20 protein-coding genes are annotated in these 25,669 nt (G+C 38.0%); 7 read left to right on the top strand and 13 right to left on the bottom strand.

Annotated elements, in window-relative coordinates; genetic code table 11:
* Window positions 1-31: 31 nt before the first annotated feature.
* The gene (locus tag GQR45_RS01780) at window positions 32-334 is read right to left on the bottom strand and encodes a DUF1496 domain-containing protein (RefSeq protein WP_008134362.1); all 303 of its coding nucleotides are present in this window, start codon (window positions 332-334) and stop codon (window positions 32-34) included.
* Window positions 335-472: 138 nt separating this feature from the next.
* On the opposite strand from GQR45_RS01780, the gene GQR45_RS01775 reads away from it, so the two are divergent.
* Entirely contained in the window at window positions 473-706 is a 234-nt protein-coding gene (locus GQR45_RS01775) for a TIGR02647 family protein (protein ID WP_165724937.1), read from the top strand.
* Between the two features lie 12 nt (window positions 707-718).
* Here GQR45_RS01775 and maiA read toward each other — a convergent pair whose 3' ends face one another.
* Together maiA and hmgA are read right to left on the bottom strand one after the other, a co-directional pair.
* On the bottom strand, window positions 719-1,348 hold the full coding sequence (maiA, locus tag GQR45_RS01770) for a maleylacetoacetate isomerase (RefSeq protein ID WP_165724936.1): 630 nt from the start codon (window positions 1,346-1,348) through the stop codon (window positions 719-721).
* A gap of 2 nt (window positions 1,349-1,350) precedes the next feature.
* The gene (gene hmgA / locus GQR45_RS01765; RefSeq protein WP_165724935.1) at window positions 1,351-2,652 is read right to left on the bottom strand and encodes a homogentisate 1,2-dioxygenase; all 1,302 of its coding nucleotides are present in this window, start codon (window positions 2,650-2,652) and stop codon (window positions 1,351-1,353) included.
* 152 nt (window positions 2,653-2,804) lie between these two features.
* Between hmgA and GQR45_RS01760 the strand changes: the two genes are divergently transcribed.
* The gene (locus GQR45_RS01760; protein WP_165724934.1) at window positions 2,805-3,236 is read left to right on the top strand and encodes a MarR family transcriptional regulator; all 432 of its coding nucleotides are present in this window, start codon (window positions 2,805-2,807) and stop codon (window positions 3,234-3,236) included.
* Window positions 3,237-3,288: 52 nt separating this feature from the next.
* Here the strand turns inward: GQR45_RS01760 and GQR45_RS01755 are convergent, their stop codons facing one another.
* The 3 genes from GQR45_RS01755 to GQR45_RS01745 all read right to left on the bottom strand — a co-directional run bounded on the left by GQR45_RS01755 (window position 3,289) and on the right by GQR45_RS01745 (window position 11,290).
* Complete coding sequence (locus GQR45_RS01755) at window positions 3,289-6,438, bottom strand: TonB-dependent receptor (RefSeq protein WP_165724933.1); 3,150 nt, start codon at window positions 6,436-6,438, stop codon at window positions 3,289-3,291.
* A gap of 605 nt (window positions 6,439-7,043) precedes the next feature.
* Window positions 7,044-10,262, bottom strand: coding sequence for a TonB-dependent receptor (locus tag GQR45_RS01750; RefSeq protein WP_165724932.1), 3,219 nt, complete (start codon window positions 10,260-10,262; stop codon window positions 7,044-7,046).
* Between the two features lie 167 nt (window positions 10,263-10,429).
* On the bottom strand, window positions 10,430-11,290 hold the full coding sequence (locus GQR45_RS01745; RefSeq protein WP_165724931.1) for a S1/P1 nuclease: 861 nt from the start codon (window positions 11,288-11,290) through the stop codon (window positions 10,430-10,432).
* A 251-nt stretch (window positions 11,291-11,541) separates the two neighbouring features.
* Between GQR45_RS01745 and GQR45_RS01740 the strand changes: the two genes are divergently transcribed.
* Window positions 11,542-12,408, top strand: coding sequence for a hypothetical protein (locus GQR45_RS01740; RefSeq protein WP_206008496.1), 867 nt, complete (start codon window positions 11,542-11,544; stop codon window positions 12,406-12,408).
* On the top strand, window positions 12,401-13,345 hold the full coding sequence (locus tag GQR45_RS01735) for a hypothetical protein (protein WP_165724930.1): 945 nt from the start codon (window positions 12,401-12,403) through the stop codon (window positions 13,343-13,345). The genes GQR45_RS01740 and GQR45_RS01735 overlap by 8 nt, the downstream gene beginning before the upstream one ends.
* A gap of 26 nt (window positions 13,346-13,371) precedes the next feature.
* Here the strand turns inward: GQR45_RS01735 and ushA are convergent, their stop codons facing one another.
* Both ushA and GQR45_RS01725 read right to left on the bottom strand, forming a co-directional pair.
* Window positions 13,372-15,003, bottom strand: coding sequence for a bifunctional UDP-sugar hydrolase/5'-nucleotidase UshA (gene ushA, locus GQR45_RS01730; protein ID WP_121953579.1), 1,632 nt, complete (start codon window positions 15,001-15,003; stop codon window positions 13,372-13,374).
* 87 nt (window positions 15,004-15,090) lie between these two features.
* Entirely contained in the window at window positions 15,091-15,276 is a 186-nt protein-coding gene (locus GQR45_RS01725; protein WP_024591811.1) for a hypothetical protein, read from the bottom strand.
* A gap of 248 nt (window positions 15,277-15,524) precedes the next feature.
* Here GQR45_RS01725 and GQR45_RS01720 point away from each other — a divergent pair, with 248 nt between their 5' ends.
* Window positions 15,525-16,265, top strand: coding sequence for a peptidylprolyl isomerase (locus tag GQR45_RS01720; protein WP_165724929.1), 741 nt, complete (start codon window positions 15,525-15,527; stop codon window positions 16,263-16,265).
* Window positions 16,266-16,329: 64 nt separating this feature from the next.
* Here the strand turns inward: GQR45_RS01720 and GQR45_RS01715 are convergent, their stop codons facing one another.
* Window positions 16,330-16,746: an MAPEG family protein gene (locus tag GQR45_RS01715; protein ID WP_024593147.1), complete on the bottom strand. Its 417-nt coding sequence runs from the start codon at window positions 16,744-16,746 to the stop codon at window positions 16,330-16,332.
* Window positions 16,747-16,985: 239 nt separating this feature from the next.
* On the opposite strand from GQR45_RS01715, the gene GQR45_RS01710 reads away from it, so the two are divergent.
* Window positions 16,986-19,868: an insulinase family protein gene (locus tag GQR45_RS01710; protein ID WP_165724928.1), complete on the top strand. Its 2,883-nt coding sequence runs from the start codon at window positions 16,986-16,988 to the stop codon at window positions 19,866-19,868.
* Between the two features lie 69 nt (window positions 19,869-19,937).
* On the opposite strand, the gene GQR45_RS01705 is transcribed toward GQR45_RS01710, so the two are convergent.
* Window positions 19,938-21,320 carry a Na+/H+ antiporter NhaC family protein gene (locus GQR45_RS01705; protein WP_165724927.1) on the bottom strand — a complete coding sequence of 461 codons (1,383 nt, stop codon included), beginning with the start codon at window positions 21,318-21,320 and terminating at the stop codon, window positions 19,938-19,940.
* Window positions 21,321-21,643: 323 nt separating this feature from the next.
* Here GQR45_RS01705 and GQR45_RS01700 point away from each other — a divergent pair, with 323 nt between their 5' ends.
* Window positions 21,644-22,150 (top strand): GNAT family N-acetyltransferase, encoded by a 507-nt coding sequence (locus GQR45_RS01700; protein ID WP_165724926.1) that lies wholly within the window; start codon window positions 21,644-21,646, stop codon window positions 22,148-22,150.
* Here the strand turns inward: GQR45_RS01700 and GQR45_RS01695 are convergent.
* The 3 genes from GQR45_RS01695 to GQR45_RS01685 are packed head-to-tail and all read right to left on the bottom strand — an operon-like array spanning window position 22,147 to window position 25,573.
* Complete coding sequence (locus GQR45_RS01695; RefSeq protein ID WP_007582431.1) at window positions 22,147-22,755, bottom strand: PqiC family protein; 609 nt, start codon at window positions 22,753-22,755, stop codon at window positions 22,147-22,149. The genes GQR45_RS01700 and GQR45_RS01695 overlap by 4 nt on opposite strands.
* A complete protein-coding gene (gene pqiB / locus GQR45_RS01690) occupies window positions 22,755-24,410 on the bottom strand; it encodes an intermembrane transport protein PqiB (protein WP_007582433.1) in 1,656 nt (551 codons plus the stop codon). Before pqiB ends, GQR45_RS01695 begins: the two co-directional genes overlap by 1 nt.
* Window positions 24,407-25,573, bottom strand: coding sequence for a paraquat-inducible protein A (locus GQR45_RS01685; RefSeq protein ID WP_240920108.1), 1,167 nt, complete (start codon window positions 25,571-25,573; stop codon window positions 24,407-24,409). Before GQR45_RS01685 ends, pqiB begins: the two co-directional genes overlap by 4 nt.
* Window positions 25,574-25,669: the final 96 nt, after the last annotated feature.

Below are 25,669 nucleotides of genomic sequence, written 5' to 3'. Positions count from 1 at the left end.
CGTGCATTGTAGCTCAAATCAGCTTTTAGCGCTAATTCACAGTGATTGTTTTAGGAGCTGTTGGGTAAATAGCATTACCCTGTTTATCTATTTTAAGCCAAATGAGTTGGCTGTTACTGTGCTGGGGTGTTTTAGCACCGCACAAAAGTGTAAATGAGTGAATTTGTATTAATGCGCCTTCGCTATAGCGTTTGTTGTCGTACCAACAGTTTGATTCTTCATTTACAAACTGGTTTGCATCAATAATTGAATGGGTTTTAAGGGTTGTTGCTTCACTAAGTATTGAATACGATAAGCTGCTAAAACAAAAGCATAGAATTAAAAAGTTACGCATTAGAGGCCTTTAAATAGGGAGGGTTAAAAATAATACATTAAGCTAAAAAACGTGCTAGTGTAAAGTACACAAAGTGATTTTAATTATAAACTTAGTTACTCACAGAACAACTTGGATTCAAATAAAAAGGTGCACACAATGCAATTTAATCAAACAATGATCGAAGAATTCACACTATTAGCAAAGTTTCCTCGCGACAGCAAAATGCAGGGTATTAAATTACACTCAGACGCAGAGCCATGCTTACTTAGTGCAGCGCAACGCTTATTTGAAAAAGGGATTATAGATAGCCCAGATGGCGGGTATTTAACTGATCTGGGCTTAGATTTAATTGAGCTCATTACGGTTATTCATAGTGCGCTACAAAGTTAGTTTTGAATTAGCTTAATTTGCATCGGGTTGATTTTGCGGTGCAGCATCATTAAATGCAGCTAATTTATTACAGTGTTCGTAAATAGCTGCAATTTTTGGGTAAGCGCTCATATCTACGTTAAAACGAATTGCATTAAATACTTGCGGCACTAAACAAATGTCAGCAAGTGTTGGTTGGTTACCAAAACAGTAGTCATCATTTTCGTTCAGCATCAGTTCTATTTTTTCAAAACTAATTTCTATCCAATGTCGATACCACTTATTTTTAGCCTCGTCATCAACACCTAATTCGTTCGATAAATACTTCAGCACGCGTAAATTATTAACAGGATGAATATCGCAAGCAATGGCAAAGCTTAAATTTCTTATTTGTGCTTTTTGCCATGCAGTTCCTGTAATTAATGGCGATTGCGGATAAATTTCATCAAGCCATTCCAGTATTGCAAGCGATTGTGCTAAAACACCATCATCGGTTTCAAGTGCAGGTAGTAACCCTTGCGAATTCGTAGCTAAGTATTCTTCCCCAAGTTGCTCCGATTTTAAAAGGTTAACAATAACAAGTTCATGATCAATTGCTTTTAAGTTAAGCGCTATACGCACCCTATAGGCCGCTGATGAGCGAAAGTAGCTGTATAATTTCATAATTAATCCTGTGAACCTGTAAATTGTTTTTTAATAGTACGCCAGCAATCGGTGTAGTTTGGTTGGCGTTCCCTACCTTCTAATGCATATTTTGTCGGTGAAATTATATAGCGCGACTCAAACATAAAGGCGAGTGTATTTTCGTATTTTTGTGGTGTAAGCTCAGCGTTTGACGCTTTTTCAAATACGTCTGCTTCAGGTCCGTGTGGCGACATACAATTGTGTAAACTTGCACCACCAGGTACAAAACCATGCTCTTTTGCATCATACACACCTTCAATCAAGCCCATAAATTCACTCATAATATTGCGGTGATAATAAGGCGGGCGGAATGTATTTTCGGCTACCATCCAACGTGGTGGAAATATCACAAAATCGACATTTGCCATACCCTCAGTAGCAGAAGGAGAGGTTAGCACAGTGAATATAGACGGGTCGGGGTGATCAAAACTCACTGTATTCATTACATTAAAACGCGATAAGTCGTATTTGTAGGGTGAGCTATTCCCTGTCCATGCAACTACATCAAAAGGAGAGTGCTTAATTTCACAGCTAAATAAATTACCGTTGAATTTAGAAACAAGTTCAAAGTCACCCTCTTTATCTTCAAAGGCAGCTACAGGGTATTGAAAGTCTCTGTCGTTGGCATAACCGTTGGCACCAACAGGTCCTCGCTCTGCAAGCTCTAACGCATGGCCATAATTTTCACAAATATAACCACGGGCTGTATCGTCAATTAAATCCACAGAGAACTTAATTCCTCTGGGAATTACAGCAATTTCACCTGGTTTAATGCTTAACTTACCGCACTCGGTGTGAATTAATAGCTCACCTTGCTGAGGAACAAACAACATTTCGCCATCGGCATTGCAAAAGTAACGTCCTTGCATTGACTTATTAGCGACATATACATGAATGCCAATACCAGATTGCCCATTAGCACTGCCATTAGCAGCCATCGTTACCAAGCCATCAATAAAGTCAGTAGGCTGTGAAGGCATATCAATAGGATTCCAACGTAGCATTGTTGGTGGTGTTACGGCTTCAGTGATTGGGGCTGTTCTTATTAGGCCGTTATCAATTGCTTGGTAATCACCTTGTACTACCGAAGGACGAAGGCGGTAAAACCAAGTGCGACGGTTTGAAGCGCGAGGAGCCGTAAATGCAGTCGAACTAAATTGCTCGGTGTATAAATCGTATTTAACCTTTTGTGGACTAAATTGTCCTATTGGCAGTGCACCGGGTAGCGCTTGTGTTTCAAATTCATTACCAAAACCTGTCATATAACTTAATAGTGTCGCCATTACTGACTCCTGTGAGAGGGGGGTTGGTTTAATATTATTTTTATTTCAGTTAAGATACTCTCAAGTGAGACTAATATCAAATGTGCAACTATGCACCTGTGTAAATATTAATGAACACCAAAGTAAGCCTTATAAAGCTGGGATAACCAAAAATGAAAATTGATTTAGCAACGTTTTTACCTTATCAATTAACGAATGTAGCAACACGTGTAAGTAACGACTTTGCCGAGGTTTATCAAACTAAATACGGTTTAAATATTCCCCAGTGGCGAATACTTGCTAATTTAGCGCAGTATGGCCAAAGCAACGCAAAGGATTTATGCACGCAAGCAAATATGGACAAGTCGACTGTTTCACGCGCGGTAAAAGTTTTAATAGATAAAGGTTTAGTGAGAAGTGAGCTAAATAAGCAAGACAAACGCGCAGCCTTACTTGTACTGAGTAAAGCTGGTCAAAGCTTATATGAGCAAATAGCGCCCGATGCACTAAATTGGGAAAAACAGTTACTGAGCACTTTAACCACCGAAGAATACGAAGTGCTAGTGAGTATTTTTGAAAAGTTAAATAACAAATTAAAGGCATAAAAAAGCCCACCAAAGTGGGCTTTTAAAATATGTTTTAGGTTACAGTTCTAAATTAGAAAGTGTAACGAACACCTACACGCATTTGCCATACAGATGCGTCACGTTGAACTGTAGTGCTTGCGTTATTTGCGTTAAAGTTTGAATAAACGTAACGGCCTTGGTCATCAATATCTGTTGAAATCATGCTAGCGCCAACAAAAGGACCTTTTTTCAGTACGCCCCAATCATCGTTTAACAGATTTGTAAGGTTATCAATTACAAAGAATGCTTCACCTTTATGTCCGTCCATAAAACCAGGAAGCTCTTGTGTTAACTTAAAGTTAAACTTAACAAACCAATCAGAGTTTTCAGCGTTACGGCTAGTCGTTTGACCACGTTCTAAACCATTTGATGCAATGAATTCATTGAATTCATTGATATCAGCAGCACTCATGTCGTAAACAACGTTAGGATCGTTTACTAATGGTACGTAAAGTAGTTGGCGAGAATCATTTGAATTAATATCACCGAATGTATCTTCGTCGCTGCCATCAAATGTGAAGCTGTAAGGTAAGCCTTTGTATGCTTCACCAAATAGGTTAAAGCGGGTAGCGAAACCATCTACAAACTCATGAGAGTAACCAAGCGTCATAGTAAAACGATGTGGAATTTCGTAATCTGATGAAGCAACACCTGGATTATTTGGATCAGTCAGTGCAATGTTACCGTAGTTAGAACTTGCTGTAGAGCTAGTCATTGGGTTGACATCATCAGAATCTGTGTAGGCATAACCGAAGTTCATGCTAACACCACTATCAAACGTTTTGCTAACAGCTAATGAGATAACTGATGAATCGCCGCTGTCACCACTTACATTCGTAAGTAAAAGGTCGCCGTCACGTCCATCAATTTTTTCATAAATCGGGCGGCCATCAAATGTGTTTACACCGCTATTTTGAATTGAGATATCACGCAATACTGCAGCATCTTTCTTCTTAGAATATAGGTAATCAAGTGAAATAACATACTCATTTTCAGTTGTGTATGTTGCACCAATTGAGTATTTCCACTCTGAAGGAATTTCAAAATCAGGATCTACAGCATTAACTGGACCATCACCAGAACCTACTTCTGTATCACCAATAATGTCGAATAGCTCTTGTGGAACTTCAAAACCAGGAGTGCCGCCATTTACATTTGGCGTATTAAATAAATCAATAGTTTCTGAATCCGAATCATAATTACTTAATTGATCCTCTCTTGTGGCGATTTGTGTAAAACCGTCATTCGAGTAAGAGTTGGAAAGCCATACGTTAGGGTTACCACCAGAGAATAAGCCTACGCCAGCACGTACTTCAAGTTCGTCTGTTGCATACCACTGAAAACCAACGCGTGGTTGTAGTAAGTCAATACCATCAAATGTAGCTTGGTTGCTAAAGCCATAGCGATTAGTGAAGTTTGCATTAGCGTTTGGTACATCGTCACTTGTGTACTTGTCGTAACGTAAACCGAACTGAATAGTTGCATCAAAATCAGTAAATGCATACTCATCTTGTACATAAAACGTGTGTTGAGCATACTCAAAGCTAGCACCTGAATCAGTTGGATCGTTTGTTCCTATTGAGTTGTTATAGTAAATACGGTCAGCTATGCCTGATTCAAACTCATCAATCGAACCAATGCGATATTCACCTTCAGTGTGCTGTACGAATAAATTGAAAATGCTCAAGTTTTCATATTCATAACCAGCAGTGATAGTGTGTTGGTCTAGGTAGTAAGTACCGGCAACTTTAAATGTTGTGGTATCGTAATCTAAATCATTCGATTGGCGTGAATCATCGGGACCAATGAATACTGTGCCACCGTTAGCTGTGCGAATTTGCATTTCACCAAAGCTACTTGCTGCATCTAGTGACTGAGAAATTTTATCAACTTCAGATTTACCTAAGCGTATTTCAGTAGAGAAGTCATCTGACCAATCTGAGTAAACAGAACCGATAATTGATGTGAACTCTACACTGTCGCTATAAAAGTGATTAGATAGCGATACACGGCTAGAACCAGTGTCAGCCTGTGAAACAGTATTACCATCGTTGTAGTTATAGATTAAGTTTGCGCGGTGATCTTCGTTGATGTTCCAATCTAGTTTAACTAAGATTTTTTCATCTTCAACAGGCATACTTGAAGGCATTCCGCCTACATCGTAACCATATACAGTTTGAGCGATGTTTGTGATACGCGAGATATCATCAGCAGTTACACTGCCGCTGTTTAAACCATCGTAGTTAAACTGTTGAACACCTTCAAGTTTCTCATATGAAGTGAATAAAAATAGTTTATCTTCAATTAGTGGAAGACCTACGTTGAAGCCGTAACGTTTTTCAGTATAGTTACCGTTATCAACGTCATCGCCTTCAATTTTATCACCTTTGAAAGAGTCGCTAGTGTAATCATAGAAAACAGCGCCATGAACATCATTGCCACCAGATTTGGTTACAGCGTTAATGTTACACGATGTAAAACCACCGTATTGAACGTCAAACGGTGCAAGTTCAGCTGAAACTTGCTCAATTGAATCGAAAGAAAAAGGTGCGCGAATAGTTGGGTAACCATTTGAGCTTAAGCCGAAGTTATCGTTCATACGAACGCCGTCTAGCGTTAAGCTGTTGAAGCGAGGGTTACCACCACCACAGTTAATAGAACCACGGCTATCATCAATTGTTATACGCGGGTCGATACGAATAATATCTTTTAAATCACGATTAATAGCTGGTGTATTTTCAAGATCAGTTAGCGTAAATGTAGACGCCGGACCAGTACCGCCAGACATAGAGCTAATTGGCGCGCCAGAAACTACAATTTGTTCCATGCTTGATTGTGACTCAAGAGAAACATTTACAGGGTAGTCGTTACCAATGTTTAATATAATGTTATTGAATTCTTGGTCTGCATATACATCTGAATCAACAACTACTTTATAAGGACCGCCAACTCGCAGGCCTTTAGCTGTGAAATAACCAGCGTCATTTACTTCAGTTGTTTTTACTGATCCAGAAGGCACGTGTAAAATTGTTACTTTAGTGCCGGCTGCTGGGTTGCCGTTAGGCCCCATTACTTGACCTTTAATTGCAGAGGTCGTTTCGTTAGCCATTGCAGCGCCACTTACACCAACACATGCTGCAATAGCAAGTGAAAGAGCTGTTTTGCGTAATTGAGTTTTCATTTAATTTTCCCGTGTAGTTATTAATTAAATTTTTATATTTTTATTTTAAATTTTGCAAAATAAACAGTTGAAGTTCATTTATTCAAAATCCGTTACTAGTGTACCTTATTTATTCGTTACAAATAAAATACAACTGCAATATATTTTTAATAAACAGTGCTGTTTTTGTCTATTTGAGTGTCTATTTGAGCAATAACTCTATATAGGGATATATATTACGTGGGCTTTATGACAAACATGTGAAATTGTAGGGGTAAAATAAAAAAACCATTACAAATTTGCAATGGGTCTAGGGCGTGTTGATCTTTGTGGATTGAAATTTGTTCAATCTAGGGGCGATTTAATCGCGGCGCGAGGTTTGTAACCTAGTGGGCTAAGTAAAGACCGAGCAACAAAGAGTAAATTGCCCCTAGGCAGAACCCATCGGGCAGCGCATGTTTGGTCTTTATGCTGCGTTATCGCCTATTTATGGGGAATAACCACACTACATAGGCTCTGCCTTGCCTAAAAACCAAACATACTGCTGCAAATTCAACCTCGAAAGAACAACACGCCCTAATGTAACTTACAAATAACTCAACAAGTTATTTATGCAGTTTTAAGGCTTAAAACTTGTAGCTAATACCAACTTTAGCTTGCCAAGCTGATGAGCTAGTTTGATATTGACTGTAGTTACGAACATCAGCACCGTTGAATCGGCCATCAATTTTATAGCGACCTTCATCGTCTAAACCACCAAAATCATAAACAGCTTGGTCAGAGAAACCTAAACGTTTTTCAACACCCCAATCACTGTTTAGTAAGTTTGCAAAGTTATCAACCATGAAGTAAATTTCACCGCTGTGACCTTCAGCAAAGCCAGGAATTTCTTGTTTGATGCTTACATCCATAGTAGTTACCCAAGGTTGAGTGCCTGAGTTGCGACCTAAAATTTCACCACGTTCAGAAATACCAGCACGATTTAGAAGCGTTTCTAATTCATTCCAAGATAAACCAGACTCATCCCAGTTTACATTTGGATCATCAGCACCTGTAGGTATATAAGCTAAGTAAGCTGAGCTTGAGTAAAAAGCATTAGTATCACCTAGGTCACCATCGTTAAACATGCCCATAGTGTAGCTAAATGGACGACCTGAACGACGTTCAAAAAATACGTTAAACTTAGTTGCGTAACCACTAAAGAATTCAGTGTTATAAGCTAAATTAACTTTAAAGCTGTGCTCTACTTCGTAAGAACCACGATCAGCAAAGTCTTCATTTCGGTTACGTGTAATATTGTACTGATAATTACTTTGTGCACGTGAAGAAGAACCAGAAGATGCTTCAGTTACGTCTTGGTGTGCGTAGCTTGCTGAAACGTAAAGACCATTTTCGAACTCTTTTGCAAGACCTGTTGAGATAATAATTGAACGACCATCGTCAGATGAGTTAGTCATTGCAATATCAAAGTTGTCATTGGCATAAATGCTTTCGTTGATTACACGCTCACCATCAGCAGCTAAACCAATTGGCTGAATTGATGTATTATGCCATACAGCTTCGTTTTCTTTTTTATGATAAGCAATTTCTGCTTGCCATTTAAATCCATCGCCAAGCAATTCTGAGTCAAACTCATACTCAAAACCAACTTGTGCGCGGATACTTGAAGGTAATTTAAAGTCAGGGTCAATGTAGTTTGTGCTACCTGCACCTTGTACTAACGAATTTTTAATTGCGTCAGGCACTTGTGTAATATCTGCTTTGTTGTTTGCATAATAATCGTTAATTGCTGTTGACTGCGCTTCAACAAAAGTAATACCGTCATTTTGGAATGAGTTGTTATACCAAACATTTGGAATGCCACCTTGGAAGCGACCTATGCCACCACTAATGGTTAATGCTTCAGTGGCATAATATTTAAAGCCAATACGTGGTAGGAAAATATCTAAGCCATCTAGGTTTTCTTGGTTATTGAAGTTATCAACTCCATATAGTGCGCTGTATGTATTCACAAAATTTTCATTACGTGTTGGTTTATCATCTGATGATAAACGCTCGTAACGAACGCCCGCTGTTACTTCTAAATCGTCACCAACGTAAAACGTATCTTCAATGTAAAGCGCTAATTGGTTGCGCGTAGCATCATAAGCTGTGTCATTTGGATTGTTTGTAAATGCGTTACTGTAAGAAAAATCGTAAGCGCCTCTAAAGTTACCAACTTCACGGTTTTCGAAACCTTCAAAGTTATCAAACTCCCAAGAGCCTAATGAATTGGCAGCAAATAAGTTGTATAAGTTTAACGACTCATACTGCATACCAAAGTTAATCTCATGGTCATCCAGTAAATAAGTAGCATCAAACGTGAGTGTTAGGTTTTCAGTTGATGAGCTATTGGCATGACGAAATTCGTCTGTACCAAACTCGTAAGCAGGACCGCGGAAGTATTCTTCAACTTTAACGAAACCGATATCAGAATTTGTTAAGCTTCTAGATGAAACATCTTTATAAGCAATGCCAATTTCAGTTGAGAAGTTTTCATTCCAATCTGAATATAATTTAGTCGCAAAATTATTAAATTTAGTAGCGTAAGTATAACGGCTTGACGCTAAACTTACTGTGCTTCCACCAGTACCAACGTTTGTTTCGTCTTTGTCATCTTGCCATTGGTATGTAAAATCTAGACGGTGGGCATCATTAATGTTCCAGCTTAACTTAACAAGTAATGATTCGTTCGTATCTTTAGGATCGCCACCTAAAGAGTCAGTTAATCCATATTCATTACTTAAAATGTTAAGAAAATTATTATAACTATCTTCTGTTACGTCGTACTCGTTCGTTGCGCCTGAACCTTCAAAGCCATAATCTAAATCAAGTTCGCTTGTCCATTTATTATAATTAACAAAGTAAAACAAAGTGTCATCAATTAATGGTCCACCAACATTAAAGCCATAGCGCTGCTCGGTTTGGATTGGTTCAACTTGATCAATAACGTATGTACGGTGTCCATCGTCATCTAAAACAGGGTTACCATCTGCATATACTTGAGAAATACTGTCTACATCGCCAGCAATATCAGGAGTTGATGTTTCATAAAAGCCAGAAAATTTAAACTCATTAGTACCTGATTTTGTTACCGCATTAATAGTACCACCACCAAAGTTACCTTTAGAGGCTGAGAACGGAGATACATCAACAGAAATTTGTTCAATAGCATCAAGTGCAACAGGTGGTTGTGAAGTAGGGTAACCACCGTAACTTAAGCCAAAATCATCGTTTTGGCCGATGCCATCAACAGTTAAACCATTTGAACGAGGGTTACTACCAGCAAACGTTAGCTCGCCATTACCGTTAATACTCGCAAGTGGATTTAAACGCGCAATATCTTTAATATCACGGTTAAAACTTGGCATGTTTTCAATAGTGTCAGAGCCAAATGTACTGCTAGAGCCACCTGATTGTTGAACAATCTTATAACCAGACACTTCAATCTTTTCGATGTTTAGCGGAGCAAGCTGCGAGCTTAAACGGTAAGTTTCACCAAGGTTCAAGTAGATATTTTCAACAGTGGTATCATTAAACGTATCAGAATCAATGATAACCATGTAAGGACCACCTACACGTAAACCATTAGCGATAAACGTACCACTTTCGTTTGTAGTTAGTTCGCTAATAGTTCCCGTTGGTTGGTGAACTACTTTAATTTTAACGTTTGCAGCACTGCCACCTGAAGGCGTCGTAATTTTACCACGCATTGCAGAAGAAGTATCAGCAGCCATTGCGCTTGTAGAAACACCTAGTGCTAAAATTATAGCACCAGTTAATTTCGAAAGACGAAGCTTAGTCATAATGTTGATTTCCCGTGTTATTAATGTCAAATTTATAGTTTTAAATATACTTATAAGAACCAAGCTAATGGGCCTTATTAAGCTTTGCAGTATTTAAATTATGTATTGCTTTTTAATCATATTTCTTTGATTTTACTTTTCTAGTATTACATTAATATGAAATACATCTAGTTAGTTTGCTTCTTTTCAAAAGCTAAAGCTGTTTCTAACTCTTTTGCAGAAGGGTCAAATAAGGCATTTAGTAATCCAGCTAATCGAATACCCGCTTGTTGTAAGCGTGTCTTTATAATTGGAGTATTGTTATATATGTAGCTATAACCAATTTCGTTGTTGGTATATTTATAAATTTTTGTGGCTAAATTATGAGATTCTTCAACCCATGTCATAGGTGAGCTTTGTAAATACTCAGCAATTAACTCGCTGTTATTTGTATCAATAAATTGTGCGTACTCAGTAAACGATAAATTCTCGTTCTCAACTAACTTTGTATCCCAAAGGCTGTGAAGATTTGTTTCTTCGTTAAAAAATGAAACCTTAATACGGTTACCACCTCTATCTTCACTTCGACCAGCATGAAATGGTTGATGGCTATCACCTACTAAATGCACTAAAAAACGCAAACTGAACTGTTTAGCATCTAAGGTGCTGTTGGTATCTGTAAGTGTTTGCATTGAATAGTGAATGCCTTCTAGGATATTACTTACAGATTCTTTGTTTTTAGTGTGATCGTGATTGAAGCTGAAAGATTTTCCTGGTGCTGCATTAATATAATGCCAACGAGATGATTGCTTTTGCCAAAACTCGCCAGGGGCAGAGCGCATTTCATCAGGCCACGTTGATATTTGTGCAAGTGATTCACCATCAAGGTAGGGTTGTATTGCCGCTTTAGTTGTTTCGCTTATATGAGATTCTGCAATCTTACCTACAATGCGGTGGCCATTTTGACCCCAAGCATGTGAGTCAGTGCTTGTAAATATTGCACTAATCAAAAGCGCAGAAGATATCGAGTACTTTATATTGCTATGCATTAGAACTTCCTTAATGAATATTTCATGGCGTTGCTACAGGCTAATGCGGTCAATTGTCCTTACTTTTGGTGTTGATAGGAAGGACTCATTAAAATTCATAGTTTCTTATTCACGTTACTTTTAAATCAATAGTTTATGTTTAACAGGTAAAATTACTTGTTGTAATAAGTAAGCGAAATTGTTCAAATGTACTATATAGTCTATTTTTGAGTGGCATTGCTTTGAATTTTAAAAATATCGTGTTGCACAAAATGTTAATTGTTACATTTTTGTTTCTATTGTTGGTCGTTACGTGGGTTTGCGGTCAAGTTAGTGTATACAATGATGAATTACACTTTCCAGTTATGATTGAAACCTCAACAGAGTGTCAAACAACTGCAACAAGTAACAAAGGCCAATTAATTGTTTTTACGCAATCAAAAAAAATAGCTAAGTTATTAACACAAAAGTTATGCTCTGATAACGTGGTGGTTAAGCAATATGGCTCTGTAAAAGGGTATTGGGGGTATAGAACGGCAGACAGCTTTGAGTTTGTGGGTAAAGGAATTGCTGACTTAATTTTGGCTAAAAACAATATTATGGCAGCCTTTAAAGCAGAGTCGACCTATAACTACCAGCCCGTTGTTGGTTTTTCTGACTATACGGCTTTTTTTATATCTTCTAAAGAAAAACCTCGAGTCACTAAACAATACTTTTTAGATAAGCGCATAGGTTTGCTTGATTATCCGACCAGCCGGTCAGGGCATATTTTACCAAAGCAAACGTTTAAAGAGTTGGATATTAATTTAGCCAATTTGAAAATCACTTATGCTAGCTCTCATAACGAATTACGTGATTTACTCGCTAATGGAAAAGTAGATATTATTGCTTCGTTTTGGAAAGAGAGCGACGAAAAACGTTTTTCAAAAAACTATATTACGCCATTGAGTAATAATATTTCTGGAACAAGATGGTATTTAAAAATGCAGCAAAACAACACAGATTTATTATGCGCAGTGCAGGAAAATTTGCTTGATATGTCTAAAGATCAAAGTTTGCATTACTATCAAAACGTCCAGCCATTTTGGCGCTGTGGCGCCAGCTCAGTAGGCTTAAAAGAGGAGGTTGGTGATGAGTAAGTATAAGCAATTACTTGTTATTATAAGTTTGTTTTTTATTTTGTCGTCTGTCTTTTATATTTCTGTAACTCAAAAAAGCCAGCAAGTAGCTAAACAAAAAATTACGCAGATAGAAAGGCAAATAGCACTCGACTTACCCTTACTCGATTTATCGAATGAGCTGCTAAAGCATTCAGGTAATAAAGATGCAGTTAACAGCTACATTAAAACTTTAAACAGCTACATTAATTCGAACGAGCTCAAAGTTGTTGCTATTGCACCAAAAAACGAGATGGTAACACCTGTAAACTCACACCAAATAATACGTAGTTTGAGCACTAGTAATGGGTTCGTATTAGTTGTATTTAACGTCCAACAAACCCACTTTACATTGAGTCATTTTATTTACTATTTTATATTTTTAGTATTAAGTGTGTTGATTAGTTTTTGGGTGAAATTTGCGTTTATTAAACAGAGCAATAAGCAGTTTAATAATGCACAGCATCAATCAATTACAGAGCCTACGCCGTTGATACTTATTGTTGACCTTAATGATAAAACATTATCAAGTAGTTGTAATACAAAACAAAAAATGTGTTTAGCCAATAAGCCATTGTGCTTTTATTTAGCACTTGTAGAGTATTGTACAAATAACTATGATGTAGCGCTTAGTCATAATAAAGATGTGCCAGAGGAGCTTCTAGAGCTTGCTAACAAGTATTTTTATAGGTTGGTCGAACTTGGTCATACGGTTAGAAAAAGACCTAATTTTAATAATAGCCTAGAAAAAACCTTGAGTGAGATACGTGCGGCGTTAGATGAAGTACTTAGTGAGTGTCCTGAAGAAAAAGAGTTATATTACCCACCTAAAGCCTATGGAGAAGGCTCTCGTTCTCGTTTGCATAGTTATGGGCTGGCAAATATTAAAAAGGGCAGTATTGAAATAATAGGAAAGTAACAAGGTTACTTTCCTATTATTAGAGGCTATTTAGGAGTAAATTCAGCCGTTTTAAGAGGGCTGTTTTTTGATATAAAATCTTGAAGTGCTTGGGCATCTGTTTCGTCTGTACTAACAAAGCCTTTTTTATTTGTAAGCGCAGGATAGCCATCACCGCCTGATGCGTTATAGCTATTTAAGCTCATACGGTAAGTTTTATTTTTGTTCAAAGGTTGGCCGTTAATAACAACATTAACTAACTGATTATTTTTACGCTCAAACGATAGTTTATGGTATTGCAAATAAGCGCCAGCATCCGGTGGGAAGCTGGTTACTGTATTTAAATAGTCCCATAAATCACTGCCTTGCCAATCCATGTAAGTAATACGATTTTTAAAAGGATGTACTTTTAAAATATCTTTATAGCTCACTTCACCAGCCTCTATTGAGCTGCGAATACCACCACCACTTATTAGTCCAAAGTCTGCACCCACTACATCCATTTGAGCTTGAATAATTACGCGTGCAAGATTTGTTTGTTGGTAGCGAACTTTGTTTCTGTCACCTTCTAAGCGAGCATCTACTTCACCAATGGTACCTTCAATTTGTTTAGCGCCTTTAGCTTGGTATACCGCTAAATAAGATTCAAGTTTTGAGTCTGGTTTAATGTACTCGTTTGCTAATACTTCTTTAGTTGAGCCATCAGCTTGTACTTTATCTACATACAAATTAACTGGCATCAGTTTGTAGTCTAGTAACGTTAATTTTCCGTTTTCAAGCTTAAACTCAGCTTTACCAACATACTTACCCCATTCATGGGCTTGCATAATGTAAGTACCGTTTTGTTGGTCTGGTTTACAGGCAAGACCTGGTTTAAAGCTATCGTCATTTACATTTGTATCGCTCATACATACAGGTTCTTGAGAGTGGCCACCAATGATCATATCAAGGGTGTTTGCAGGAAGTGAGCGAGCAAGTGTTACATCACCGGGTGCGTTAATACCAAAGCTAGCATCAACATAATGACCCATATGAGTCAGGGCGATTGTAATGTCAGGGTTATACTTAGCTTTTATTTCTTTAGCTAGTTTTGCTGTAACGTCAACAGGGTCTTTAAACTCTAAGTGCCCAATATACTGAGGATTACCAATTTTAGCTGTGTCGGTTGTTGTTAAACCAATAACAGCAATAGTTAATCCATTCTTTTTGAATATTTTATAGCTATCAAACGCGTGTTCGCCTGACTCTTTTTCAAATATATTGGCTGATAGAAAAGGAAAGTTCACCCATTTTTGCTGTTGCTTTAAAACATCAATAGGGTTGTCGAATTCGTGATTACCCAATGCCATTGCATCGTAACCAATCAGCGACATTCCTTTAAAGTCAGGCTCTGCTTTTTGTAAGTCTGACTCAGGAATACCTGTATTTATATCACCACCAGAGAGTAGTAATACTGCATGACCTTGCTTTTGAGCTTTATTGCGTAAAGAGTCAATTAACGTTTTGCGAGCGGCCATACCGTATTCGCCTTTTTCGTTTTGCCAAAAACGCCCGTGGTTATCATTAGTATGAAGAACAGTTAAATATTTAGTCGGGGTAGCGCTAAACACGGATTCAGGAGCAGGAGATGTGCATCCGAGTACACTAAAAATAACCGAAAATAAAATAATTATACGCATAAAATACCTATGGATTAAGGTCTACTTAATTTATCAGGCAGCTAGTTTAAACTAGTTCTATGCTAAAAAAACGTACTTATTTACATTTTATTTGGAAGGGGCTGTTAATTGGTTTGTGGCAGCACGTTCACGACGCTTCAACTCCGTATTCGCATACTCTCGCTTGTGGTGATTAGTACCTATCATCCAGGTTAAAAAGCTTGCTGGCAGTTTTGTATAGGGTTCGCCTTTGTGTAAACCAAAGTCGCAAATTGCATGTTTAGTGTGTGGCATTATAAGATCCTGTTGTTTTGTGTTTTTTAAAGGTAACAAAAAGTAGCCATACTCTTAAGATGATTTAATTTTAAATAATTAGATTTATATAGCTAAAAAGAATATAAGTAATGGTATATGTAATTAATTTGTTATCAACACGGTCTAATTTGTATCAACTCGCACTTTAGAATCGATTTTGATCGCCTATGGCATTAATGTGTTAACGCATTAACAATTATCTAAAAATATAACAACAGGAATACAACATGAAAAAACTTTTACTTGGCTCAGTACTCGCCGCAGCAAGCTTTACAAGTGCTGCCACTATTGTCGAAATGAACACGAGCCAAGGTGTCATAGAAATTAACTTGTTTGATCAACAAACACCTAAAACAGTTGCAAATTTTTTAAGTTACGTTCAAGACGATTCATATAACGAAACAGTAATTCACCGCTCTGTTAGTAACTTTGTTATTCAAGGGGGAGGATTTACATTTTCTGACTCGCTAGATGCGATTACCACAAAGCCTGCTGTAGAAAATGAGCCTGTTTTTTCTAATGTTAAGGGCACCATTGCGATGGCTAAACTATCGGGTGATGCTAATAGCGCAACAAGCCAGTGGTTTTTTAATATTACAGACAATAGTGCAGCACTTGATACGCAAAACGGTGGCTTTACTGTGTTTGGACAAATTACTGCAGCAAGCCAATCAACGTTAGATAAAATTGCAGCATTAATACACTGTGGTGAAACACCCGTTGTTGGTATTACTGCTGAACAATGTGCAAGCACTGATGTAACAATTAGCAGTGCTAATTTAGTGACTATTCAAAACGTGGCGGTAATGGATGATGATCCTAATTCAGCCGCAGGTCTTACTGTTACTGAAAATACGCTAATTGATTCTGACACATCAACAGATTCAGGTAGCAGTTCTGGCGGCGGATTAATTTGGCTTTTAGGTGCTTTTTTACTTGCGGTTCCTCGTTTAAAACGTGCTAAATAATTAAAATTAACGGTAATGTGGATGGCGTAAAACAGCCGCCCACATTATTATTAAACTTTGCTGTTTAAAGTAATACTCGCCAAACCATCGCAAGCCAAATTGAAAACACACAAGCACAACCTAGTAAAAACACTTTAAAACGTGCGCGTACGTTATTTTCACCTAAATGAATAACACTATGCACAATACGTGTTGCTACAAATAAACAGGCCAGTATAGCCACAAGTGTACTGGCGCTATTTAGCTGTAGTGCAAGTAAACACCCCGCGTAAAAAAGCACAGGTATTTCAAACTGATTTGAAAAGTTTCTATCTGCAACCCTAATAGTGTCGCCAGCCTTATCTAATTGCATTGTTTTAAAATCGCTTAAATCTAATTGTTTGTTTTTAGCTGCTGCAAAGCGTCTTTTACCCATAATGAGCATGACAACCAGTGAAAGCGTAACTTGTGCAAACATGGCAAGTATGATGATTTTTTCCATTGTTTTTCCTTATTATTATTTAGAGTTTGTGGATCTTTTGATATTGAATGATTTTTAATCTCGCAAGGTTGGCAGACTCCCAACTAATATCTGATTATGAAGACATTTTTCACAATGTGTTACACAAAATAGCGTTATTTTGTAGAAAGTTATTAATTGAAAATGTTAGTTTAGCTTAACTATATTGCTTTGAATTGGCGCACGCTATTTTGCGCAATACTTTTTAATGGAAAACAAAAATGAAAAAGATTATTGGTTTTAGTGCTATCGCACTTGCAGTTTTAAGTGGTTGTTCAAATACAGCTTCGGTTTCTGTAGCGCCTCCGGCCTCTTTATTATCAGACACGTTAGTTGTAAGTCCTAACGATAACCGCGAATATAAAACACTTAAATTAGCAAACGACATTGAAGTTATTTTAGTGTCTGATCCTGGTGCTGAAAAGTCAGCAGCGGCACTAAGTGTAGGTGTAGGTTTACTACACGACCCGATGTCGCAACAGGGTATGGCGCATTATTTAGAGCACATGCTGTTTTTAGGCACAGATCGTTACCCAGATACAAAAGGGTATTCTGATTTTATGACCAAAAATGGTGGCGCGCACAATGCGTATACTTGGCTCGATATTACTAATTACATGTTTAAAATTAATAACGACGCGTTTGATGAAGGGCTAGACCGTTTTGCCGACTTTTTCAAAGCACCTAAGTTATACCCTGAGTACACAGACAAAGAAAAAAATGCAGTAAACGCAGAGTGGTCAATGCGTCGCGAAATGGACTTTTTTGGTCAATTTAAACTAGCGCGTAAAATGATGGGCGATCACCCGGCTAATCGCTTTTTAATTGGTAACCTAGAAACACTTGGTGACAAAGAAAATAGTTCTCTTCATAAAGAAACGGTTGATTTTTATAATAAATATTATTCTTCAAATGTCATGAAAGTAGCGCTTATTTCTAATTTACCTATTGCTGAAATGGAGCAAAAAGCACAAAAATACTTTGCTGATATAAAAAATAAAAACATCGAAAAACCAACAGTAACTGCAAAACTTGATTTTGATAACGCTGGCGGGAAACGCGTGTTTTATGCACCAAATGAAGATGTAAAACAGCTACAACTTGATTTCACCATTGCTAATAATAATAGCGAATTTGCCCTTAAACCAAACCGATTTGTAGCGTATTTACTAAGTAATGAAATGCCGGGCAGCCCAGCGCAATTGCTTCGTGACAAAGGGTGGGTATCTCAGTTGTCAGCTTCAGCTGCACCAAATCAATATGGTAACTACGGGTCATTAAACGTAAACGCAGAGCTTACAGATGAAGGCATGAAAAATCGTGACGAAATAGTTGCGACTATTATGCAGTACATCGATTTAATTAAAAAAGAGGGCGTTGATAGCAAGTACTTCAACGAAATTCGTACATCACTAAATAACCAATTTAAGTTTTTAGAAAAAGGTGATGAGTTTAATTATGTAAGTTCACTTACGCAAAGCATGCAAGACTATCCGTTAAATCACGCTATTAATGCACCTTACTATTATGCAAAATTTGACGCTGATGCTGTAAATAAAGTACTTGAGCAGTTAAATGCCGATACTCTTCGTATTTGGTATGTATCGCAACAAGAAGAGACTGACTCGCAACTACACTTTTACGACGGCAAATACCGCATTAGTGATATTGGCGATGATGAAATTGCCAGCTGGAAAAAACCAAGCGAATTTAAGTTAGCACTACCAACTGTAAACAATTTATTGCCTGAAAATTTTGCAATAAAAACTCAAGCATTTAAAGAGCAAAAACACCCTGAGCTTGCTTACGATAAAAATGGTGTAAAAGTATGGCGCCAAGCAAGTCAAAAATTTGCAGAGCAGCCAAAAGGGCTTGTCGAAGTTTATATAAATACTCAACCCGGTTTGAACGATATTAAAGCAGAAGTACTTTATTCTGTTTGGGCTGATTTATACAATATTCAACAAAGTCAGTTAAGTACCGAAGCAGCAATCGCTGGTATGAGTGTAAGCCTTGCGCCGAGTAATGGTCTTGTTTTATCTATGAGTGGTTTTACAGATAAACAAGATGTATTGCTTAAACAAGCTTTAACCGGATTAAAAGCCGATGAAACAGCACAAGCATTTAGCCAAGCAGTTGATCGCTTTAAACGTAATTTACTAAACCAACAAAAACAGTTTCCGTATGCACAAGCATTTGGCGAGTATTCAAAACTAACGCGTACAGGTGGTTTTGATACAGACGCCCTTATTAAAGCCGCTGACTCAGTGAGTGTTGCCGACTTAGCACAATTAAAAACAGCTACGTTTGCACAAAACGATTTACGCGTATTTAGTTACGGTAACTACAATCAGCAAGATATAGACGCGATTGCAGACGAATTAAGTGCAACGCTACCAAGCAACCATAAACGCAGTGAATTTGCGCGAAGCAAAGCATGGTTGCCACAACCGGGCGAAACGCTGGTACTGCAAAAAGATATAGATGTAGCTGATGTAGCGGTGGTTGATATGACCGTTCACCCTGTTGCGGGTTACAAACAAAAAGCAGAAGCGACTGTATTACAAAGCCACTTTAGAACAGTTGCGTTTGATAAAATGCGTACTGAGGAGCAACTTGCATACGCAGTAGGTGCCTTAGCTCGCCCAATTGAAGATTACTCAGCAATTGGTTTGTATATTCAAACACCAGTTAAAGGACCAAAAGAAATACAAGCTCGTTTTGATAAGTTTAAAAAAGAATACGCAGTTGAACTTGATAACATGAGCGAAGAGACTTTTGAGCAGCTTAAAAATTCAACCCTGGTATCGCTTAAAGAGCAGCCTAAAAATTTAAGTGACGAAATGAGCCCACTTATAAACGATTGGTACCGTGAAAACTTTACCTTTGATTCTAAGCAAAAGCTGATTGATGAAGTTGAAAAAGTAACGCTTGCAGATATAAAAGACTACTACAAGCAAACAATGCTTAATCCTAATGCGGCACGTTTAAATGTGCAATTACGTGGTACTAAGTTTATAGAAAGTGACTTTGCCGATTTACCAAATCAAACTAAAATCACAACGCTTGATGCCTATTACAATGGTATTAAACTACAAAAATAAGCTTTATTTATACAGCTAAAAATAAACCCCAATGTATTGCTACATTGGGGTTTTTATTTATTAAGCTAATTAAGCCATTATTAAAAAGCCTATAACAGCTAATGCCGCAGCAATTAGCGTGTAAGGCAATTGTGTAACGGCATGGCTCATTAAATTACAACCAGAGCCTTGCGCTGCGAGCACCGTTGAATCTGAGTAAAAACACGCTTGGCTACCAAAAGAAGAAGCCGATAATAGCGCACCAATGACCAGTGGTATGTTTGCATCAACCGCATTTGCCAGTGGCATAACAATCGGAATTGATACAGCAAAAATACCCCAGCTAGACCCTGTTGCAAACGCTAAAATAGCCATTGAAATAAATACCACGGCTGGTAAATATGCTGCGGTCATATAAGGGCTTAAGCTACCAATAACAAACTGAGGCAAACCAATTAAGTCGCATACGTCTTTGAATATAAACGCCGCTATAACAGTACCAATAGCGGGGATCATACTTTTAAAGCCATCAAGCATGCGCTCAATCATTTCACTTACGCTCATTAATTTTTGTAGCGCATAAAACGGGAGAGTGACCGCCATTGTTGCTAGTAAGCCTTTGTATACGTCTATTTCAAAGTAAACCGTAAATGCAACCAGTAAAATAATCGGCACCAAAAAGTTACGTAATTTACCTTTAGGATCAGCATCTTCAAAGTTTTCTTCAGCTGCTTTTACTGCATATTCATCCGCTGTTTGAACGTCATTGTATTGAGCAGGGTCGACTTGAGCTTGCTCAATTTGTGCCATTTGTTCTGCTTTTTTCATTGGACCAATCGCAGGAATAATACCCAGCACAACAAGTAAAACAACAAGCACTGCAAACCACGCATAAAACATATACGGTATGGCTTGGATATAAACTGCAATCCCTTTGCCTTCTTCAGCAATACCGTTATCTACGAGTAAGCCACCAAAAAAAACCGCCCAGGTAGATAAAGGGACAAGTACACAAATTGGTGCAGCAGTAGAGTCTACAACATAGGCAAGCATCTCACGGCTCACTTTAAATTTATCGGTAATGCGTTTCATGGTTTCACCCACGGTAAGCGCATTTAAGTAGTCATCAATAAAAATAACTACACCCAAACAAAAGGTCATAAACAAAGATGAACGCTTACCTTTAGTGTATTTAAGGGCTAACTTGCCAAAAGCCGATGCGCCACCTGTGCGCACTAATAGCGCGATTAAAGCGCCAAAGCCACCACATACAAGTATTAGCCAGCCAATGGTTTCGTCTGTCATCACTTTTAGCGATGTACTCGCAAAGTTAGTAAGTACCTGTGCAGGATCGGCTATAACTAAACCAACTAAAGCACCAATAAGTAAAGATAAAATAGGGCGGCGTAATACAACAGCCAATACAACCACCACTAACGGTGGTAGTAAACTCAACGCAGAAGGTTCAAGCATTTAAGTATTCACAAAATTAAAAGCATGTATAAAAATTACAATAGTATTAATTTTTAAACTGCTTATACAAAAACAAAGAAGATGATAAGTTTGTTGTAAAATCACCTTCCAAGTCACTGCTTTTGTACGCGAGGGAGGGACACATAAACAGTTATGTTAAATAGCGGCTTAAGTGAAACGCGTTGGCTTTGGCGCCAGACGGTGCAAGGAGTGCAAACCGCTATTGTTGTGCCTGTAAAAACATCGGCGCAAAAATAATCCGCTTTTTAATTTCAGTCAACAAAAAGTTACATGCAAAACAAAGTTTTTTAGAGGAGCTTACATTGAACGCTGTATTTAAAACAAATCGACTGTTGTTGCGCCATGCAAATGAGCTTGATGCAGCTATTTTACTTAAGCTAGTTAATCAGGCGAGTTTCATAGAGCATATTGGTGATAAAGCAATCTATACCCTTGATGATGCCAAGTCGTACATCAATCAGTCATTTATTGCTTCTCATGTACGCCAAGGCTTTGGGCCTTACATTATTACTTTGCATAATGCTGTAGTGGTTGGCGTTGTTGGGTTTTATAAACGCGCCGCGTTACTGCAACCTGATTTAGGTTTTGCACTTGTAAGCGGTTTTGAAAAAAAGGGCTATGTTTTTGAAGCGGCCAGCGCACTTTTGCAACATAAGCATGAATTTGGAATTACAAAACTGTGTGCAATAACATCACCAGATAATAGGGCATCGCAGAATGTGTTGTTAAAATTGGGCTTTAAAATAAAGGGCAAGGCGGTTATCAATGATGATAAAACCGCCGTAATTATATTTTCACTTAATGATTAAAGTCTTGCTTGTTCTATTTGTTTTGCAACATTTAGGTTTATATTTAGCCATGTTGCTTCAAGCGTTGAAACTAAACCGTCGTATCCATCATCATCTATAGGTACTAGGTTTGAAAAATTATGAATACTTATAAGACGTCGGCCTGTTTCAGGGTGTGTGTAATATAAACGCCAAAGCCCTGAAATATCAGCGTTACCTTCCATATCGCCATTAAAGTGGTGAATTTCGTATTCAAGCTCATAAAACGTTTGTTGATCGAGTTCAGTAATGACCGGTAAGCCCTTTATTACCATCCAATTTGGCATAGCATTAAAAAGAGTTTGCTGGGCTGTTGCAGTGAGCATTACATCCGGCGATTCGCCCCACAGGTTGTAATTTGCAGCATGAATTTGGTTGCTATCTATTTTCATAGCAATACCTAAATTATTTAAAGCACCTCTAAGTACAACTGTTTGTATTCTTAATTGTGCGTCTGTGTCTGTCACATTTCGAGACGAGGCACCAATAGGCTGCTCAAACTGGTAATACTGTGTCGCAGTTTGTATTGATGAACTACAACCTGCCAATAGTAATAATAAACTTGCAGTTAAAAATAACGATTTCATTATTGCTTCCTTGGTTTTGGATCTGCTGGTAATGATTTATCAAAAATTAGCATATTAGGTTGCTCGTTTAATCCGCGAGTTAGAGGCTGTAGGCCCTCACTTAAACGTTTAAACTCTTTTAATGTTTGCTGTATTTGATGATGAAGTTCAGAACCTGCTTGGTAACTGGCCATGGTTTTATCAAATTGGCGCATAGTTACTTCAAACTGCTCCATACTTTTTGTCATCTTTTCGAAATTACGATTAAAGTCACCTGGTAAGTTTTGTGTATCTTTTTGGCTTAGTAGCTCTCGCATTTCATTAGCAAGCGCTCGGTAATCGGTAAATGTGGCTTGCATTTGTTCTAAGCTATCTTCAACTTTTAAGTTATTTACTTTATTAAGTACGTCAGAGACTTGGTCTGCTAATACGGTTATGCCGCTAGAAATACTCGGAAAAACATCATACTGCACAAGTTTACCTAGGTGTGCTTGCGGTGCATCTGGGTATATATCAAAATCAACGTACACTGCACCCGTTAATAAATTACCAGGCTTTAACGAGGCGCGCATACCACTTTCAATCCAGCCTTTTAAACTACCTTGCCAATACTCTTTAGCTGAGGCACTGTCGTGATACAAGCGTCCGTATTCTACTTTTATAAGTACTGGAACCGCCGTATTATGGTTTCTAAAGTGGGCAGGTTTACCGTCAATAATTACATTGGCAGGGGTTTCAACAACAGTACCTACACGCATACCTCTATATTCGACAGGAGCACCTGTGCGTAGTCCTCGAACTGATTGTTCAAATTCAATGAGGTAGTAATCAAAATCGTAAAAGCGCTCTTCTAGCGCTTCTTTATAGCTTTGGCTCAATGAAAAGCTATGCCCATCTTGTGCTATTTCACCCGGGGCCTGTTGCTCAGGTAAGCCAACCGAAATGCCGCCTTTTAAAAGTTTACTTAAAGAGCCCGTATTAATATTGATGCCATCGGCAGATAGGTCAATTTCAATCCCTGCGTTCACCCAAAAAATAGAGTTCATGGTGATGAGATTTTGATAAGGTTCTTTAATAAATACGCCGTACTTCATTGCTTGGTTTTCCCAATCAAAAGTGGCGGTTTCTATTTGACCTATTTTGTAATTTTTGAAAAATATACCAGTACTCACATCAAGCACTTCAGCGTTGTAACTCATTAATTTGAAACGGCCACCTTTCACATCTTTACCAATGAGGGCGGGTTCGTCTTGTAATTTAAAACGCTCTTTTAGCTCTTTACTTTCACCGGGTGAAAACTCTAAATATACACCAGATAATAGCGTGCTCATTCCGCTAATACCCGTTTCATCAATGCGTGGTTTTACGACCCAAATTTTGGCATCATCAGTTAATAAGTTATTGTAGTTTTTGTCTATTTGCGCACGGGCAATAACGCTGTCTTGGGTGTCTGATAGTCGAACATGATCAATTTGACCTATTTTTACACTGCGCACTTTTATTTCAGTTTTACCTGCAATAATACCCTCAGCTTGTGGCATTTCGATAAAAATTGTAGGGCCTTTATTAGCTTGGTATTGGTATAACATCCACATGCCCACTAACAGCGCAATTGCCGGAATGATCCAGATAGCGGAAATTTTCGGTTCTTTTGTTATTTCGGCAGTTTCGGTCATGCTTTGTTCTCTGATTTTTTGTTTTTAGGGGAATCCCACAACAAGCGTGGGTCAAAGGCATGGGCAGCCATCATTTGGCATATTACCATAACTGTAAAAAATACAATGCCTAATCCTGGTGTTACTGACATTAAATTACCCAGTTGAACTAAGGCAACTAAAATAGCAACCACGAATACATCTATCATCGACCATTTTCCAATAAACTCAGTCAGTTGATAAATTCGGGTATAACTTTTTGTATGTTTATTGGCAGGCCTCGTTACCATAAAGCATAAAAAGCTCAATACAAAAGCTTTAGCAAGTGGCACCACAACGCTGGCTAAAAATATAATAGCGGCAATAGGGTAGGAGCCACTTTTCCAAAGTGTAATTACGCCACCAATTAAAGTTGAAGGGGATTCATCCCCAAGGCTAGTGGTGTGCATAATAGGCAACACATTAGCTGGAATATAACAAACAACAGAGGTAATTAGCCAAGCTGCTGCTTTTTGTACGCTGTAAGGATTTCTAACGTGCGTTTTTGTATGGCAACGCTGACAAATATTACCGGTACATAGTTGGTGGCACACATGGCAGGCTTTAATATTTTCATCTATTGCACGTTTAGCATGCTCTGCGCCTTCGAGTACTTTTACAGGCTTTATTTGAGCCCATAAGCGTGGGCGATTTAAGTGAACAAGCGCGGCTATGTATAAAATAACAAACCCCACATAAGCCCAAAAACTCGTGCCAAAGCTAATATCAGCCAGCGACATGATTTTAACCATACTAACAAGTACGCCAATTAAAAATATTTCCGACATAATCCACGGTTCTAACGCAAGGGTGAACTTTAGTAGTCGCCTTGCTATGCCCTCTGGTAATGTTTTTAAAAGCCCAAGATGCAAAGGAATTAAAATAAGAAGCAAACCCATAGGCAGAGCAATAATGCTCAAATCGATAAATAAGCCAAGCAGTTCACTATCGTAATTAAATAAAATCCGAGCCGCGTCGGGCAGAGTAATAGTTTGAGTAATACCACTACTGCTAAAAGAAATAAAAGGGTAAAACATACTGCTCAGCAGCATTAATAGTGCGCTAAAGCTTAGTGCAACTATACGACTATCGTGATTAACATCGGCTTCGCAAAGTTTATGGTGGCAATGTGGGCATATCGCCATTTGTTTTGCGATTATGCGAGGTATATCTATGATCAGATCGCAGCAGGGGCATACAGTTTGCAATTTAATACCAAGCAAGAAGAATATTTCTTCAAT

The sequence above is a fragment of the Pseudoalteromonas sp. SA25 genome (genome assembly GCF_011378705.1).
Lineage (GTDB): Bacteria > Pseudomonadota > Gammaproteobacteria > Enterobacterales > Alteromonadaceae > Pseudoalteromonas > Pseudoalteromonas arctica.
Note: the sequence above shows the minus strand (reverse complement) of the source record. Positions and strands in the feature narration are given on the sequence as shown.